The sequence below is a fragment of the Paenibacillus sp. J31P13 genome, assembly GCF_056269295.1.
Window position 1 is genome coordinate 260,349 of sequence record NZ_JBWDNR010000003.1, and the last position, 17,982, is coordinate 278,330.

General features: G+C 43.9%; 14 protein-coding genes. 9 read left to right on the forward strand and 5 right to left on the reverse strand.

What is annotated here, in order from left to right; genetic code table 11:
- Positions 1-10 precede the first annotated feature (10 nt).
- The 5 genes from AC0YOD_RS12070 (at position 11) to AC0YOD_RS12090 (ending at position 8,733) form a co-directional block, all read left to right on the forward strand.
- Positions 11-1,270: a TRAFAC clade GTPase domain-containing protein gene (locus tag AC0YOD_RS12070; RefSeq protein ID WP_475799548.1), complete on the forward strand. Its 1,260-nt coding sequence runs from the start codon at positions 11-13 to the stop codon at positions 1,268-1,270.
- The gene (locus AC0YOD_RS12075) at positions 1,270-4,317 is read left to right on the forward strand and encodes a GAP1-N2 domain-containing protein (RefSeq protein ID WP_475799549.1); all 3,048 of its coding nucleotides are present in this window, start codon (positions 1,270-1,272) and stop codon (positions 4,315-4,317) included. Before AC0YOD_RS12070 ends, AC0YOD_RS12075 begins: the two co-directional genes overlap by 1 nt.
- 1,627 nt (positions 4,318-5,944) lie before the next feature.
- Positions 5,945-6,421, forward strand: a complete 477-nt coding sequence (locus tag AC0YOD_RS12080; RefSeq protein ID WP_475799550.1) for a CcdC family protein — start codon at positions 5,945-5,947, stop codon at positions 6,419-6,421.
- Between the two features lie 463 nt (positions 6,422-6,884).
- Entirely contained in the window at positions 6,885-7,310 is a 426-nt protein-coding gene (locus tag AC0YOD_RS12085) for a MerR family transcriptional regulator (RefSeq protein WP_475799551.1), read from the forward strand.
- Between the two features lie 10 nt (positions 7,311-7,320).
- Complete coding sequence (locus tag AC0YOD_RS12090; RefSeq protein ID WP_475799552.1) at positions 7,321-8,733, forward strand: MDR family MFS transporter; 1,413 nt, start codon at positions 7,321-7,323, stop codon at positions 8,731-8,733.
- A 36-nt stretch (positions 8,734-8,769) separates the two neighbouring features.
- Here AC0YOD_RS12090 and AC0YOD_RS12095 read toward each other — a convergent pair whose 3' ends face one another.
- From AC0YOD_RS12095 to pyk, 3 genes are all read right to left on the reverse strand, one after another.
- A complete protein-coding gene (locus AC0YOD_RS12095; protein WP_475799553.1) occupies positions 8,770-9,144 on the reverse strand; it encodes a hypothetical protein in 375 nt (124 codons plus the stop codon).
- A 225-nt stretch (positions 9,145-9,369) separates the two neighbouring features.
- Positions 9,370-9,666 (reverse strand): hypothetical protein, encoded by a 297-nt coding sequence (locus AC0YOD_RS12100; RefSeq protein ID WP_475799554.1) that lies wholly within the window; start codon positions 9,664-9,666, stop codon positions 9,370-9,372.
- Between the two features lie 172 nt (positions 9,667-9,838).
- Positions 9,839-11,254: a pyruvate kinase gene (pyk, locus tag AC0YOD_RS12105; protein ID WP_475799555.1), complete on the reverse strand. Its 1,416-nt coding sequence runs from the start codon at positions 11,252-11,254 to the stop codon at positions 9,839-9,841.
- Positions 11,255-11,359: 105 nt separating this feature from the next.
- Here pyk and AC0YOD_RS12110 point away from each other — a divergent pair, with 105 nt between their 5' ends.
- From AC0YOD_RS12110 to AC0YOD_RS12125, 4 genes are all read left to right on the forward strand, one after another.
- Positions 11,360-12,121, forward strand: a complete 762-nt coding sequence (locus AC0YOD_RS12110; RefSeq protein ID WP_475799978.1) for a helix-turn-helix domain-containing protein — start codon at positions 11,360-11,362, stop codon at positions 12,119-12,121.
- Between the two features lie 119 nt (positions 12,122-12,240).
- Positions 12,241-13,164 carry a PLP-dependent cysteine synthase family protein gene (locus AC0YOD_RS12115; protein ID WP_475799556.1) on the forward strand — a complete coding sequence of 308 codons (924 nt, stop codon included), beginning with the start codon at positions 12,241-12,243 and terminating at the stop codon, positions 13,162-13,164.
- Between the two features lies 1 nt (position 13,165).
- Positions 13,166-14,299 (forward strand): bifunctional cystathionine gamma-lyase/homocysteine desulfhydrase, encoded by a 1,134-nt coding sequence (locus AC0YOD_RS12120; RefSeq protein ID WP_475799557.1) that lies wholly within the window; start codon positions 13,166-13,168, stop codon positions 14,297-14,299.
- 212 nt (positions 14,300-14,511) lie between these two features.
- Positions 14,512-16,098 carry an ATP-binding protein gene (locus AC0YOD_RS12125; protein ID WP_475799558.1) on the forward strand — a complete coding sequence of 529 codons (1,587 nt, stop codon included), beginning with the start codon at positions 14,512-14,514 and terminating at the stop codon, positions 16,096-16,098.
- A gap of 60 nt (positions 16,099-16,158) precedes the next feature.
- Here AC0YOD_RS12125 and AC0YOD_RS12130 read toward each other — a convergent pair whose 3' ends face one another.
- Positions 16,159-16,983, reverse strand: a complete 825-nt coding sequence (locus AC0YOD_RS12130) for a hypothetical protein (RefSeq protein ID WP_475799559.1) — start codon at positions 16,981-16,983, stop codon at positions 16,159-16,161.
- Positions 16,984-17,134: 151 nt separating this feature from the next.
- On the reverse strand, positions 17,135-17,932 hold the full coding sequence (locus tag AC0YOD_RS12135) for a DUF6597 domain-containing transcriptional factor (RefSeq protein WP_475799560.1): 798 nt from the start codon (positions 17,930-17,932) through the stop codon (positions 17,135-17,137).
- Positions 17,933-17,982 lie beyond the last annotated feature (50 nt).

Sequence of the window (17,982 nt, forward strand, 5' to 3'; positions counted from 1 at the left end):
GGAAGATCGCATGGGCATTTTCGATATTTTCAAAAAAAAGCCTGAGGCAGAGCCGAGGCCGTTGTTCTACGATATCGTTTGTCCCTACTGCTTCAGCAAGTTTTCTCCGGAAGAAGTTGTGTTTCGCGTAACGCATTCACGCGAGGATGATGAGGACTATGCGCTGGGAGAAGACGAGGAGCTTAACAAATATCGTGAGCGCTTTGGCCTTGATTCCGTACATGATATGGAAGCTGTGCTTCGTCCGCATGATGTGCCGGAAGAGCACCGTGTTTACTCCGATCATGTATTGATCGGCTTGAATGACCGTTACGGTGAATTAACGCGCAGACGGCTTTGTCCAAAATGCCATAATGAGCTTCCGGTAACAGCAGGCAAGGTGCCAAGCAATATTATTTCTATTATCGGTGCATCGCAGGTCGGGAAATCCGTTTATATGACTGCGCTTATCCATACTTTGCAGAACACGACTGCTGATCATTTCAACGCGGCTTGCATGCCGCTCAACGCGGAGATCAGCCGCAAATTCCGCACCTATTACGAGGAGCCTTTATTTGAACGAGGCGATCTGCTTGCTTCTACTCAGAAGGAGAAAATGCAGGAGCCGTTTATTTTCCAATTCGTATTTAAAGATGAATCGAAGCCGCCGCTTACGCTCGTTTTCTTCGATGTTGCGGGCGAAGGAATGGTGGAGCAGGATTATCTTGGCTTGCACGGTCAGCATATTAAAAATTCAGCCGGCATTCTGCTGATGGTTGATCCGCTGCAAATTCGCTCTATTCGCGAGAAAATACGGATTCAGCTAGGGGACAAGCCTGGTGAGTGGGTATCCCAGTATGACGAGCCGCGTGATGTGGTATTGACGATGTTCGGCGACTTTATCGCTTATCAGGACAATAGCAAAACGGATATACCGACCGCTGTCGTGCTGACCAAAAGTGACATGCTCCATTCTCTTAAGGATGAGGACGGAGAGTACATTAAATCCAATAGCAATATATTTAATAATATGGTGCATCGTGATTTCTTTAACCTGACTGAGTTTGAAAATATCGACGGTGAAGTCAGACGCTTCATCGAGAAGGTCGATCGGCCGTTCAAAGGGACGATGGATGTTTATTTTAAAGATACGGCTTATTATGCGGTATCGGCACTTGGAAGCAACCCGATCGATCAGAAGCTGCAGACTGTTGTTAGTCCGATCAGGGTAGATGAACCCTTTATATGGCTGCTTTACAAGCTGAAGTATATTGAGGGGAGAAGAGAATAGTGCGTGATTCTAAACCGGGCAGATTGATTCAGCAGCAGATGTACGCACGGGAGAGACGCGGTATTTTCCGCTCCACGGAAGGCTATGACACGATTGCCAAATCGAACGGGCTGGACCCGAATTTTATCAAAAAACAGCTTCACCCGTTTTGTGTTTATGATTCGCCAGCTGAGCTGGCAGCCCGCAGCGTGAAGGATGATAACGCCTATCCTGAGGCCATGCACCTTCTCCGTCTTGAAAATGGTGATATGCTGCTAGGACGCAGCGTGTACCAAGGAGCAGATTTCACTGGGCTTCGCAGTGCGTTTTTCACACATAACTATATTATTCCAGGCGATGATCCTCATCAATCGGAAAATGATTATAAGGCATGGCTGCGAACGTCATTCGCAGAGAGCTACAATATTGAAGAGGGTATGGAGCTTCCGGAGCTGACCACTTTGCCTGTTCCAGCTATTGTTCCTTCCAATGGCGGTCCTCACTCCATTTTGGCTGAGCTTCAAATCGATGAAAAACGATTTAAGCAGCTCTTATATGCGGTAATGACGGCAGTTGGCGGCGGCAAAAAGAAAATATATGTTGCGCTCAATGTGCCGATTGCGGAGATGCCAATTAAAGCGAAGCAGCTATTGTCGGTGCTTTATGGCAGCCTGCCCTATGCTTTCCGTAAAGCACTTGGCTTTATTACTTATGCAAAAGAGCCGCAAAGCCGAAAATCGGTTCATCTTACCTTTGTAGAGAAAGGAAGCCTTCGCGTCGGTGACCGAAACATAGAGAAGGATTTTACGTTTGATTTTGCTAATAATCGGGTAACCAATGTCGATCTAGAGGGCTCTGAGCATCCGTATTTGGATTTTGCTTGGACCCATTTGGAAAATACGGATCAGATTGAGCGTTTTTATCAATTTGCTGAACAGATGCTGGCTGGTATGGAGCCAGAACGTCAAATGGCGGCATCAAGCTACCATGAGCTGTGCTTCATGTTTCAAATCGAGGATCATAATGAAGAGCTGTATGATACGCATAAAAGTGCTGTATTGCGAGGCTTGCTCGATTATCTGGGACCGGCAGGCTCTTTGGATTCCAAGATTCGTCTGAATGATTTGTTCTTGTCGCGGTTTGACCGAGAATTTGACCATGTGCTGCAAGGCAATGTGCCGGAGGCTTATATAGCAGATTGCTTCAAAGATTATTATCGTATCGACGGCAAACATAATGAACGTAAAATTCTTAATTTCTTTATCTTGGCGATTAATAACGCAATATCTCAAAACAAGGGAGATGCTGCGGATTCCTTCTATGCGACGGTTGAGAGCAACCCGGCTTTAAGCTTTGCTTTTTTTGCACTGCTGCTAACGGATACGAAGAGGGCAGAGCGTTTATTTATGCCTTATATGCAGGAGAAGCTAGGGAAAGCGGCGGGCGTAAAAAGTTTCCTTCAATTAATCGAGAAATGGTGCAATGATCACCCTGCCTTATTTGCTAATCGGCAGTTTCAAGAGCTGGCAAGCCAGCAGTTAAAGGACAAGCTAGAACGTGAGCATCGCTCAATGTCTGCTGTCAGCAAAGCTTTGGAAGGACTAAGCAAGCTGGAAGGCGAAGCGGGTCTGAATCTGAGTAAAGGGGCTTCTTATGGAGCAGCCAACTTTTATGAAGAGCTATCGCTTACGGTCTATCGTTCACTGCTCACAGAGCTTGATGTGGATGGGTTGACGAAAGACCAGCTTGCGGGGGCTATTTTTCTGAGCGCGAAGGATCAGCTAAAACGCTGGAATAACGAGCTACATGATCCAAGACAGCGTTCATCTGCGCTCGTCCTTAGCTCGCTTTATGATTGGTTTGCGCTGCCTAAGCCAAATGAGACGGTATTTGAAAAGCTATCTCCAGCAGAAATTGATCGCGTGCAGGGAGCAGGTAGAAGGCTGCTAGCAGCACAATTGGAGCCGGTTCAATTTGAGCGTCTTGTACAGGCATTCCGGCATAGCTCGGATGTAACCATTATTGACTATGCAGGGCTGCTCGAATTCTTGTCCAAAAATGTGGGGAACAAAGAGACCGTATATCGGTTTTTCCAATGGACAGAGACGCATCCGGAGTTCATGAAGTCGAGAGGCTTCGTACCTGCGTATACTGCTGCCATTTTAGCTTATTTCAAGAAGTATGATCGAGATGCCTTTAAGAAACGAGCAACTTGGAAGACGTATTTCGATGGAGCAGGCAGCAATCTGCAGGCCGTATACAAGGCGGCTCAGCTGGAGCTGTCATCGCCCATGGCTAAATTTTTTCGCCGGAATCGGAAAGCGACCTTATTGACTACGATTACAACGCTGGGCGTTATTCTCGTGGGCGTTGGACTAATATTGACATTAACGAAAGAGGAGCCGAAGGCGGGAGCTGAATTGCCGGAAGTGACTCCTACGAACAACGCCATCACGCAAAATCCTGAAACTCTGGTTCATGTCGTGCAAACGGCGGCTGCCGATGGCAAGAAAGCAACGACTTCACTGGTCTTTTTGTTTCGTGACGCAGCCGCTTGCAGAGCTTTCATACCGGGGAGCATGACTATTTTGACGCCGGATAAGGTATCAACAGAATATTCAGAAATGAGCTATGAATCCGATTGTCAGAAGGCTTCTACTGAGAGTCCAGGGGGAGCAGCAACTGACAATGTGCAGACTACTCCTACCGATAATGCTGCCAATAAAGGGGAGGCGTCCAGTACGCCGCCTGTGACTACATCTGATCCCAACACGGGGTCGGAATCAGGATCAGGATCAGGCTTAGGTTCGGGGAACGAGACGGCTAACAAAGAAGTGATTACTCCAACCCCTACACCAACTAATTCGGATAGCCCATCAGCGTCAGCAACAGCAACCGGTACACCAAACTCGGAGCTCACTAGTTCGCCTCCAACTGAGGCTGAGCTCTATGTGAATCAAGTTGTTATTCAACTAGGCAAGCAGGTCAACATACCGATTAACAGCATCATCGAGGTAAATGGAATAACCTACAAAGTAACCGAAGCACAGGATGCTAGTGCTGGTTAACGTTCTACCCAATAAGAGCGCCGAGCAGATTCGGCGCTCTTTTTTTTTAGTTTCAATACCAACAAAAAAGAATACGAATACGGATACAAATCATATTCGCTCGCTTACTGATCCAATGCGTGCTGCTTAGTTGGATTAAAGAATGAATGAATCTTCTAATGGGCCCTAGATTCGCTATTCTAAAGTTCAGCGGCTTAGAATATCCCCATCTAACGGACATTGGTTACGTTATTTTAATGATAGGAGGCTTTTCATCCACCAAACGGACATACATTCCGCTATTTGTCATTTAGTGATCTAATTAAGCGTTTTTCCCACCAATAGGGGAACTGAGGTCCGTAAATATCGAAATTAGTATGTTTTAAAGAGAATAGCGGAACCAATGTCCGTTAAACGTTACCCCAGCCGTAATGAGTGTGAATTTGAGAGTACTATGAAATTGAGATTACTATGAATTTGAGATTACTCAGGTTTGATCAGTTGATTGTTCAGTTTTTTTTTAAATGTAAGCTTAATTGTTATTTCAATTGTTGATCAATTGATCGTTCAGTTGATTGTTCAGTTAGAATGAGGACTGGTCATACTCTTGCGGACAATGGTTCCGTTATTTTGATGGTAGGAGGCATTTCATCCACCAAACGGACATACATTCCGCTATTTGTCATTTAGTGATCTAATTAAGCGTTTTTCCCACCAATAACGGAACTGAGGTCCGTAAATATCGAAATTAGTATGTTTTAAAGAGAATAGCGGAACCAGTGTCCGTTAAACGTTACCCCAGCCGTAATGAGTGTGAATTTGAGAGTACTATGAAATTGAGATTACTCAGGTTTGATCAGTTGATTGTTCAGTTTTTTTCAAATGTAAGCTTAATTGTTATTTCAATAGTTGATCAGTTGATTGTACAGTTGATTGTTCAGTTAGAAGGAGGACTGGTCATACTCTTGCGGACAATAGTTCCGTTATTTTGATGGCAGGAGGCATTTCATCCACCAAACGGACATACATTCCGCTATTTGGCTTCTAATGACCCCAATTAAGCGTTTTTCCCACCAATAGCGGAACTGATGTCCGTAAATATCGAAATTAGTATGTTTTAAAGAGAATAGCGGAACCAGTGTCCGTTAAACGTTACCCCAGCTGTAATGAGTGTGAATTTGAGAGTACTATGAAATTGAGATTACTATGAATTTGAGATTACTCAGGTTTGATCAGTTGATTGTTCAGTTTTTTTTCAAATGTAAGCTTAATTGTTATTTCAATTGTTGATCAATTGATCGTTCAGTTGATTGTTCAGTTAGAATGAGGACTGGTCATACTCTTGCGGACAATGGTTCCGTTATTTTGATGGTAGGAGGCATTTCATCCACCAAACGGACATACATTCCGCTATTTGTCATTTAGTGATCTAATTAAGCGTTTTTCCCACCAATAACGGAACTGAGGTCCGTAAATATCGAAATTAGTATGTTTTAAAGAGAATAGCGGAAGCAAGGTCCGTTAAACGGTAAGCCAGCGGAATATTCACAATTATAAGTATTCACGAGGGATAAACTTCATTGTATACTAAAAAAAGGGAATTAAATTTATTGAGTTTGAATGATTTCAGACAGAAAGCGGTGCGGAAATGAACGGTTCGTATTACACCATTATTCTTTTGGTTGCGGCTCTAGTGCTATGGCGGCGTACAAGAAGCTTTTATAAGCCGATCCGTGGAGATGGCAGAAGATTATTAATGCCCATGTTATTTATGCTGCCGGGTTTGTTTTTGATACTGAACCCTGAAGTGCATGCTCCAGGATATGAATGGGTTGTGGCTGCTTGTTTGGGACTCGTACTATCCATTCCATTAATCTGGACAACAAGCTATGAAATTCGTGAGGATAATCAGATCTATGCTAAGAAAAATTTAGGCTTTATTGCTGCATTTTTGGCTGTGGTCGCTATCCGATTTGTGCTGCGAAATTATTTAAACATCATTGAACCTCAAACGCTTGCGGCTCTATTTATGCTGGTGGCGTTTTCGTACATCCTGCCATGGCGAATTGTATCCTATATTAAATTTCGTAAGCTTTTTCAGCTTCAAAAGACAACATCATATTAGAATCCGTATTTTAATTTTTTTTGGATGCTTTTTTAAATCTTTAAAAACCTTTTATTAAATTCTTAATTAAATTCTTTATTCTTTATAAAATTCTTTATTGAGTTTTTATTTAAGTCTTTATTGAATTCTTCTTTGGATTTTTGAAAACTTCTTTTGAAATCGTTAAGTAATCATTATTGAATGCACTTCATATTCGAGTGCACTTCAAATTTGAATGCATTTTAGTGCACAAACAATTCAATGCTTCAAAACCCAATCAAAACCCAATCCAATTCCACAGATTCAATCCCAAATCCCAAATCCCATAAGCAACTTCGGCATCATTCATTTTATCAATGATTGCCAAGTTGCTTTTCCCATGCATTTACTTTCTGCAAAAGTTAACGTTGACGTTAACTGCAACAAAGGTGTAAGCTACTTACATAGCTTATGGAGGTGCGGGAATCATATGGAGGGGATTAAAATGGATGGGATTAAAATCGAAGAAGTCGCAAAAAGAACGGGACTAACAAAGCGGGCCATTCGCTATTATGAGGATTTTGGTCTAATAACGCCGCCGGAAAGAACGCAGGGCGGCATTCGGTTATATTCGGAGGCAGATATAGAGAAGATAAATAAGATTCTGCTCGCGAAGGAAGTGCTTGGATTCTCTCTAGCCGAGCTTCAGCAGCATATCGCCTTTCATGATTTTTTGGAGCAGCAGCGAAGCAAAGGTAAGACCTCAGAGGATCGTGAAGCTCGAAGAGAGAAGCTTATTTTTATGAAAGAAGGCGTACAAAAAGAACAACTGTTGCTTGATACAAAAATCGAGCGAATGAACCAGTTTAGAGAAGAATTAAATGCTTTGGAGAAGCGTGTGTTGAACGCTCTAGAGCAATTAGAAGAATAGGAGCGTCGTAATGGATACCTCTAAGAAAGTTTCGACATCATTTGTGACCATTATGATTGCCATTTTTTTTGGTAATTTCATGGCTTCCCTCAGTACAACAACGATTAATGTAGCTCTTCCTGTATTTATGGACGATTTTGACGCAAAGCTAAGTACAGTCCAATGGATGTTATCCGGCTTTATGATGGCTACCGGTGTGATTGCGCCTATTATTGGGTTTTTGGGTGATAAGTGGAGTAATAAACGGTTGTACGTCATAGCTTTGGCAGGTTTTACAGTTGCATCGCTATTATGTACATTTGCATGGAGCATTGAATCGCTGATCGCTTTCCGTATTTTACAGGGCTTATTCAGCGGTATTATTATGCCCACTACGATGACCATTATCTATCAAACGATTGCCAAGGAAAAGCAGGCAGTGGCAGTCAGTCTTTGGAGCGTTTCTGCCATGCTGGCACCAGCTCTTGGTCCTACAGTTGGGGGCTGGCTGACTGATCTGTATGGTTGGAAGTCTCTGTTTCTTATGAATATTCCGATTGGAATTATCGCAGTCATCGCAGCTGCTCGCTTTATTCCGAACTATCGTCTAAGCCGCGGCATAACACTGGACTGGATCGGCTTTGGAGCGGTTCTTGTCGGAACGAGTTCTCTGCTGCTTGCCTTTAGTGAGGCGCATAGCTGGGGCTGGGGAGGCTGGAAGACACTTGGCCTTATAGCGTTTGGCTTGCTTGTACTTGCATTTTTCGTTATCCGTACACTGCGAGTCAGTAATCCATTATTGAATTTGCGCGTTCTGAAAGTTCCTCGATTTACGTATGGGCTTATTTTAAACTGTGCCGTTACGATTTCCATGTATGCAGGTACACTTTTGGTGCCGATCTATATGCAGGATGTGAAAGGCGTATCCAGCTTTACGACCGGCATGGTCATGCTTCCCGGAACGCTTGCAATGGTGCTTATAGCCCTTCTTGTCGGAAGGATCTATAGCAGGGTTGGTCCTTCACGGTTAATTTTTGTAGGACTTCTTATTATGGGGATCGCAAGCTGGGAGCTTAGCCAAGCCCATTTAACGACTACCGTTGCTTTCGTAACCGTATGGCTTGCTATCCGTTACATTGGAATAGGCTTCTGCAACATGCCCGTCACCAATGCTGCAATGTCTGCTATTCCTAGCGAAAACTCAGGTCATGCATCAGCTGTGATGAACTGGATCAGACAAGGCTCTGCGGCTTTATCCGTAAGCTTGTTCAGTTCCCTATTGTCCTCGCAGACGATTGCTCATTTAGGAGAAGGGGATGTAACGGAAACCGTTGCGCTATCCCTAAGCATACAAGATATTTTCATGCTGGGAACAGCTATTATTATCGTATCTTTACCGCTTACCCTATTGCTTAGGAAGCGGAAGGCAGCACTTACAGCATAAGAAAGAGCGCCCATCGCGGCGCTCTTTTTTTGAATATTAAAATACTTGCATACCTTCAATGGCTACTTTGATACGGCCATTCGTATTGAGAACTTTTACATTTACTCTGCGTCCTGGCTGATATTGATGAATATTCACCATGTAGATAACCGCTTTGATAATGGTCCGATAAGGCTCGGCATGTTCCCTTGGGATGGTTAAGCCGATGAAAACTTCGGGATGCCCGTTAACTTCCATATTCGTTTGTCTAATAGAGCTTACGATAGCTTCGGCTGGAACGCCATTTTTCAAAATATATTTGATTTCACGGTTAGGTTGGAAAGATTGCCTGATGACGAAGAAGCCAATAAGGCAGAGCGGCAAAGCAATTAGAATGACGACAGCGATGAGGATGAGATCGTTAGATTGCATAAGTCACCAACTTTCTTCGGAAGACACCTAGCTGAGTTGTTAGTGTCTTTTTATCCATAAGAAGAGCCTAACATATCGCGCTTCATTTGAAAATATTTCCAAAGACTTATTGTTAAGTAGGACATTGCTGATCTAACGGAGTCGGTTGAGTCTAACGAGCCAACCGACTGCTACGAACGAAGGAAATACGGTATGATCGGATGGATGCGAAGGGAATAAATAGGTCTATAGGATCGGATTTTTTTTCATAAAGCTTTGAGCTAAATTATCGGCCATATAATCCTTATTATTTGGTTTATAATGCTCTAACACATCTATGGTGTAGTTTTCATTTGGATTATTGGATTGGAAAATAAAATTTTCTTTGTCTATGACGTGCATATCATGCCCGCATTGCTTCAAGCATTCCTCAAAGTCCTGCAGCGTAGGCTCGGTGTTTTCTTCCAAAAAGATAAGTCCAGTTAGCAGTTTTGTTTCCTTGCCGCGAATAACCTTGAAATAGACGGTATGTTCTTTTGCCATTCCTGTTCCTCCTAGCTGAGACAGAAGTCATATTTTCATTATTATACTATGTTTTTCAATCCTTGCAGAAGCAAATAAATTGTGAACCTTTGTTCAACATATTGCCATATACAAAAAAGGAGTTTATCCATCCCATAAGGGATCGACAAGCTCCTTTTCACTTTTTGGTCGATTAAACCTGTGTAACCTTGATCAAGTTCGTTGCTCCAGCCTGTCCAATTGGTACGCCAGCGGAGAGAACGATTGTGTCGCCTTCCACAATTAGTCCAGTACGCTTAGCATTGCGAGTAGCGGATTGGAACATTTCATCTGTCGTCGTTACGGCGTCGCCTTTAACGGGGAATACACCGGAGAGCAAACAGATTTTCGGCAAAACATGATCATGCTGTGTTACTGCAATAATCGGAGCCTCTGGGCGATATTTGGACACCATACGAGCGGTAAATCCACTTTCTGTAGAGGTGATGATTGCTTTTGCTTTTAGCTCAAGGGAGGAGCTAACGACGCCTTGGCTAATAACCTCAGTAATATTTGTGCTATGAAGCGTTCTTTTTTTGTCGAACTGTTCTCTGTAATCGATCATAGCCTCTGCTTTGTTGGCAATGGCAGCCATCGTTTGCACCGATTGGATCGGATATTTTCCGGCAGCTGTTTCACCAGAGAGCATAATAACGTCTGCGCCTTGAATAACAGCATTCGCTACATCGCTTACCTCAGCTCTTGTCGGGCGAGGATTGACCTGCATGGATTCCAGCATATGAGTAGCGACAATAACGGGCTTGCCGACCAAGTTACATTTGTTGATCATCTCGCGCTGCATCATTGGAACGTCCTCAATTGGCACCTCAACACCAAGGTCACCACGGGCAACCATAATGCCGTCAGAAGCTTCGATAATGGCATCAAGATTGCTCATGCCCTCTTCGTTTTCAATTTTAGAAATGATTTGAACATGGGAGGCATTAGATTCCTCCAAGATGTTGCGGATTTCCAAAATGTCTTCTGCTTTACGTACGAATGAGGCTGCGATAATCTCAACGCCATGCTTAAGTCCGAAAGCAATGTGCAGAACATCACGTTCTGTAACGCCCGGGAGGGTCGTTTTGATACCCGGTAGATTAACGCCTTTTCTTGGCTTCAATATTCCACCGCTAATGATCTTGCAACGAATGTCATTGCCTTCTACTGAAAGTACCGTTAGATCTACGAGACCATCATCGATTAGGATGCGATCATTTGGCTTGATGACGGATGGAAGCTCAGCATAATTAACTGGAAGACGTTTTGCATCTCCAAGCACATCATCCGTTGTCAGGATCAGCTCCTCACCGATTACTAGCTCGCAGGAAGCTTCCTTTAATTTACCGATACGAACCTCAGGTCCTTTAATATCCATCAAAATAGGCACGAAAGTATTCAGCTCTCGCGCTGCTTGCCGTATATTAGTCATTCTCATGACATGATCTTCTAATTCGCCGTGAGCCATATTCAGTCTGCCAACAGTCATACCTGCTTGAATCATTTCTTTGATTGTTTCCACAGACTCACAAGCGGGTCCCATTGTACAAATGATTTTCGTTTTCAACATGTGATAGGCCTCCTCTTTTTTTCCATTGTAGCGTGTATGGTCGAAAGAGACTAAGAACTATAGTACAATAGGTGAATTATAGTACTGCAGGAAGGGGCCGATATTCTGCTAACCATTTCGGATATTCATCAGGATAACAGCGCGGATTGGTACGAGGAAGGGCTAGGCAATAAGCTGAGTTTTCACCTTGTGCTGGTGACGTATGGCAAATGTGTGTATTGGCTCAATCAGGAGAAAGTTATTTTGGAAAAAGGCGATCTACTGCTTATTCCGGGCCATATTCCGTATTATGGAAAGAGTATTCCAACTGTATTGCATACCAAGTATGTTATCAATTTTCGCAAATATACCGAGGAAAGCAGCCTTCCGATTCTGCGGCTTCAAGAGCCGCTTCATCAGAAACTGGGCTGTTATGAAATGATTCAGGAAAGATGCAGAGCGATATGGAATCAACACAAGGATCGCCCCAGCTATTTTGAAATGATGGCAGAGGCGCTGCTGACAGAGGCATTGATTTATTTGAATCAGGAGCTTGATCGCGGCGCCATTCCTTCTGAGAAGCATCGCAGGGTAGAGAGCATGAAGCAGTATATAGGAACCCATTATCGCGGAAGAGTGACAAAGGAGGAACTTGGCGATGTCATCAAGACGACGCCTAATTATGCAGCTACCTTATTTAAGGCAGTCACCAGTCAGACGATCAGCGAATACGTCCATAACCTGCGAATGAAAACAGCCCTTTATATGTTGACGGAGTCTCAGCTGACCATTAGTGAAATTGCAGATTATCTAGGCTATAACGATGTTTCTTACTTTTATCGCATTTTTAAAAGGAGCACAGGAAGTCCGCCATCCGATTCCCGCTAATATCATGAAATGTTGTAGGTAGCCGCAGAACTATTTCCTCCAATCGTCATATGCTGTCAATATATTTGATTAAGCTTATCGCGGTTGTGGGATATATATTAATTTCGGGAGGACTGCGGATGGCTGTATACCGAAATATACATGAGCTTATTGGGAATACGCCTTTAGTGGAGATTACGAGATTCTCGTTGCCGGAAGGGGTTCGGTTGTATGCCAAGCTGGAATATCTTAATCCAGGAGGCAGCGTCAAGGATCGGCTGGGCGTGGAGCTATTAAATGATGCGTTAGCGAGCGGACAACTGCAACCAGGCGGTACGATTATTGAAGCTACGGCGGGCAATACCGGAATTGGACTGGCATTAGCCGCAATCGGGCGGAATATCTCGACAATCTTTGTCGTTCCAGAGCGATTCAGTATAGAAAAGCAGCAGCTGATGCGGGCGCTGGGCGCACAGATCGTTCATACGCCTACAGAGGATGGAATAGTTGGAGCCATCGAGAAGGCGGAGAAGCTAGTTAAGGCGATTCCAGGTGCTTATTCACCAAGTCAGTTTTCCAATTGGGCAAATCCCGAAACGTATTATCATACGCTAGGGCCTGAGATTTGGTCGGATTTAAATGGAAACGTTGACGTATTTGTAGCGGGAGCGGGCTCGGGTGGTACGTTTATGGGAACGGCTCAGTATTTGAAGGAAAAGAACCCGCGAGTGAAGACAGTCATTGTAGAGCCGGAAGGGTCTATTCTTAGCGGGGGACCGGCAGGTCCGCATCGAACGGAAGGAATTGGTATGGAGATGCTGGCCCCGTTCATGGATAGCTCCTATTTTGACGTCATTCATACGATTAAGGATGAACATGCTTTCGAACGAGTGAAGGAGTTGGCGCTGCTTGAGGGAATGCTCGCAGGAAGCTCATCGGGCGCAGCGCTGCATGCCGCATTGTTAGAGGCGCAAATTGCGCCAAAAGGAAGCCAAATTGTCACCATTTTTCCTGATAGCAGCGAGCGTTATTTAAGTAAACGGATTTATGAAGGTGGGCTCTAACATGAAGAGGAAAACGAAGCTTATTCATGGCGGGAATCCTTTTGATCCGCATACCGGAGCAGTCAGTGTTCCGATCTATCAAGTAAGCACCTATAAACAGGATGACATTGGTGTTCATAGAGGCTACGAGTATTCGCGAACCGGCAATCCAACCCGTCACGCATTGGAGCAATATATTGCGGACTTGGAGGAAGGGACGAGAGGTTTTGCTTTTAGCTCAGGTATGGCTGCTATTCATGCTGTTCTGGCGCTGCTCCATGCAGGGGATCATATTATTTTGACAGATGATGTGTACGGAGGAACGTATCGCATTGTCACTAAGGTTCTCAATCATCAAGGCATTTCCGCTACTTTTGTAGATACGACTGACCTAGATATGATTAATAACGCAATCACCCCACATACGAAAGCCATATTTGTGGAAACACCAACCAACCCGTTGTTGAAGGTGACGGATATTGCGAGAGTATCAGCTTTGGCGAAGTCGGAGGGCTTGCTGTTTATCGTCGATAATACATTCAGCACCCCCTATTGGCAGACGCCGATCGCGCTTGGAGCGGACATTGTGCTGCATTCTGCGACGAAATATATTGGGGGGCATAGCGATGTGGTCGCCGGTCTTGCGGTTGTAAACAACGATAAGCTGGGGGAAGAGCTGCATTTTGTACAAAATGCAACCGGCGGTGTACTTGCTCCACAGGATTCATGGCTGCTTATGCGCGGTTTAAAAACACTAGGTCTGCGAATGGAAGCCCATGAGGAGAACGCTCGGGAGCTTGTAGCTTATTTATCTGATCATCCTGCTGTCGGGACCATTCATTATCCGGGTCTGCTTAGTCATCCTCAGCATGCGCTCGCGAAGGAACAGGCGCGCGGCTTTGGCGGTATTATATCTTTTGACGTAGGCAGCGGTGAGAAAGCGGCCCAGCTGATACGCAAGCTGAAATATTTTACGCTGGCGGAAAGTTTGGGGGCGGTAGAGAGCCTCATATCTGTACCTGCGAGAATGACACATGCATCAATCCCCGAGGATCGGCGAAGAGAGTTGGGGATTACGGAGGGGCTGATTCGCATCTCGGTAGGCATTGAAGATAGCGAGGATCTTCTAGAGGATTTAGAGCAAGGCTTTAAATAATCGCATTAAGCGACAGAAGAAGCACCTTCAAAGGTGCTTCTTCTGTCCAATTTTGTCGAAATGTAACAACTTATCGAACTTTTTTTGACAAAAAACTTAGATAATAAAGGGATTCTAATATTATAAGGCAGGGATTTGGGGTCATCAAGTAGAATATAGGAGATTATTCAACAAAATGGAAGCTAGCTTCAGAAAGGCTAATCGGTATATATATGATGGATAAAAGGATCATTTCAGCATGGAAAGAAAAATGCCAGCATAGGGGACTTGATCCTCATGTACTTCCTATATTTTCAGAAAAATATTCTCCTCAGGAGCTGGATGTTCAAAAGAACAAATATAAGGAGATTATAGAAGTCATTCATTTCTTTACGAATAAGTTTCTGTCTTCTTTATCTGGCGTACCGAATTTCATTGTGATTTCGGATAATGATGGATATATTTTAGGGTTTGACGGCGACCCTAGTATTATTGAATCCGTAGGAGAGCTTGGAATTGTCGAAGGGATTCGCTTCACGGAGGATTTGGGACCCAATGCTATAGACTTTTGCTTACGTTCAGAAAAACCTATGCATCTGATCGGCGATGATCATTATCATACGGTTCTACATAGTATGGCCTGTTACACGGTTCCTATATATAAGAACAACAACGAAGAAATAATAGGCACCCTCTCATTAATGACGAATGTAGAGTTTGCCCATCCGCATTTGCTTGCTCTATTGAGTACCATCGTAGACTCTATAAATAGAGAGCTGTTGCTTCGTAAGCATAATACACAGCTTCAAATACTCAATCAAATGCTTCTTGAAACGAACTACTATGGCGTAATTATTACGGATGCTGTTGGCATGATTGTGGATATTAATGAAAACTGCACAGCTATCTTATGTGAGCATAAACAAGATAGATTAAGCTGTCTAGGGAAAAGTGTATTTGAAATAAACGCGATTGGAAGTTATTTTCAAAAGGCTATCGCTTCTGGAGAGTCAAACGTCGGTGTGGAAGTATCCATACAGTTAGGAGATTCTGAACATTTTTATATGCTGGATGTTGTGCGTATTTATGATAATGAGCAACAGCTTATTCGTGTTGTAGGCAGCTTGCGAGATATTACGGATATGAAAAAAACGGAGGAGCTTATACGAAACTCTGAAAAGCTTCTTTGTACGGGTCAATTAGCTGTCAGTATTGCTCAGGACGTGCGAAACCCGATGACGACAGTCAAAGGCTTGCTTCAATTCTCAAGCAAATCGATACAGCCGTCATACTATAATCTCATCATGTCTGAGCTGGATCGAATGAATGCGATTGTAAGCGAATATTTGATATTAGGAAGGCCTCAGGCTGTGCAATTTAAAGAAGAATCGTTTCAGATTATTCTGCAAGAGGTATTGGCTATTTTTGAAGTGCAATCGGTAATGAACGGAATCGCAGTCCAGACAAGCTTGGGTGAGGATACGACTCTTTATTGTGATCGCAATCATATTAAGCAAGTATTTTTAAATATTTTGAAAAATGCATTGGAAGCTTTGCCCTACGGCGGCGAGATTGGCATATATACGGATGTCGCAGATGGCTTTCAACACATTCGCGTCACCGATAACGGTTCAGGGATGACAGATGACGTATTGCGGCGAATTGGGGAGCCTTTTCACTCCACAAGACCAGACGCAAATGGGCTTGGCATGATGCTTGTCGATAAAATAATTTCATCGCATAGGGGGCGAATGACGGTAAAGAGCAAGGTAGGGACAGGTACGACAGTGGATATCTATCTCCCTATCTCGAACAATTAGAAGGACGATCACTGCTAGCGTCATGCTGGCAAGTGATCGTCTTTTTTTGGTGCAGACCTATTATTTCATAGCGAGCTGTGCATCGGCTTTCACTATTATTGCCGTTACTCCCTGCTCGAAGGCATACATTCTCTGCTTCTGTTCAATAATCGCCTTCATGAAGGCATTTAATCTTGTTAGGGAGCTCTGCGTTGCAGTTGTTTCTCCTTTCCTGACGACTTGGTTTAAGATAGCTGTTTCAGTCGTGAATGATTTCTTCGTGCTGCTCACGGTGCTTTTGGCTGCTTTTGTTTTTACTTTGAGTGCATCAATGTCGGACAAAATGGCGCGAAGCTTCTTTGTTTTACTGGCAGCGGCTGTTTTAGCCGTCTTAAGTGCGGCCTCTCTAGTCTTAATATCAAGCTTGGCAAGCTGGACGGCGACCTTTGTCGTTTCAAGCTGCGTACTAACCGCTTTAATCATTATTTTATTTTTGCCTGATTTGGCAATCTTCAACTGTTGATTGAGGGAATCATAGACGGCGAACAAGGGCTGGTAGTCTTTCTTGGTTTTTGTAACGGCCGTTTCAAGCTTAAGCAGAACCTCGGCATCGATTTCTTTTATCTTTTTGCGGGTGTTTAGAAGGGATTCTTCGTTTCGATAATGCAAGGCATTAATTTTGGTATCCCATTCAATGTCTTGCTTCTGTACCGTTTGCAGCTCCGTATACTGCGTCGTTAGTTTTGCGGCCGTCGTTTTGTCAGCAGCAGCTTTCATTTTGTCAAAGGCTGTCTTGGCAGTGACTGTGAATTCAAATGAGGCGGCTGATACGGTGAGCGGGCTCATGATGACGAGTAGAAGGATAAACAGGGATAGGGATACGGTTAGCTTAGTAATGGTACGCATGCGGTAAATAACCTCCTTTTTTTTCGGCAAACAACGCAAAAAAAGCACCAGCAAGGGAGGCGCTTTCGCGCCATCTCTTACGGGTGCTTCCATCGTAAGCCGTACATATTTAACTAATTTCTACCAATATACAGGATGCATGAGGCTGGAGTCAAGCTTTGACATATTGTTCAGGCGTTTTACCAATAATGGACTTGAAATCCTTGATGAAATGAGACTGGTCATAGTAGCCGAGCTCTGCAGATAGCTTTAATAAATCGTGATGGCCGCCTTTATCGAGTGCCTCAGCCGCATTTTGCAGCCGATAGAGCTGTATAACCCATTTAGGCGCTACGCCGACGTATTGGCTGAATAGGCGCTGCAGCGTTCTTTTATTAATCGAGAAATATTCGCTTAGCTGCTCTACCTTTGTGAGCTCGGGATCATTGGTGATCCTTGCAATCATTTCTTGGATAAGTGCAAGGGATGAATCTTCTTTGGGGAGATGCTTTAGCAGGAGTTCTTCCATCAACGTGATCATTTGAGCAGGGTTTTCTTCAAGCGCTATTTGTTGTGCATAAGCTGGTGCTTCTTCACCAAAGACAGTCACTATGGACATCGCTTTATCTGTCAGCTCTGAAACCGGTGTTCCGATAAAGGGATAAAAACCGCCGGGTTGAAATTTGACTCCAAATACTTGCCCATTCCCCTCTATTTGTTTCGTATATTTGCGGCTGGCAACTCCGTATATGCCGCTTTGATGCGCTTCTATGACCATATTGACACATGGGTTCGGGACGACATCTTGCAAGTAAGGGTCTTGTCCTTCTAAATTCCAGGTGATATGCCAATAATGTTTAACGAAATGACGCAACGGCTCTGAGGGTGCATAGCGTGTCAGTTGAAACTTTTTCATACTCTCATTCAGTTGTAAAATGCCCATACTAGGCTTTGGGTTAGCGGACTGCATATAACAAACCTCTCCCGTTATTGAATTTGTCGTGTTTTTACAATACTAAC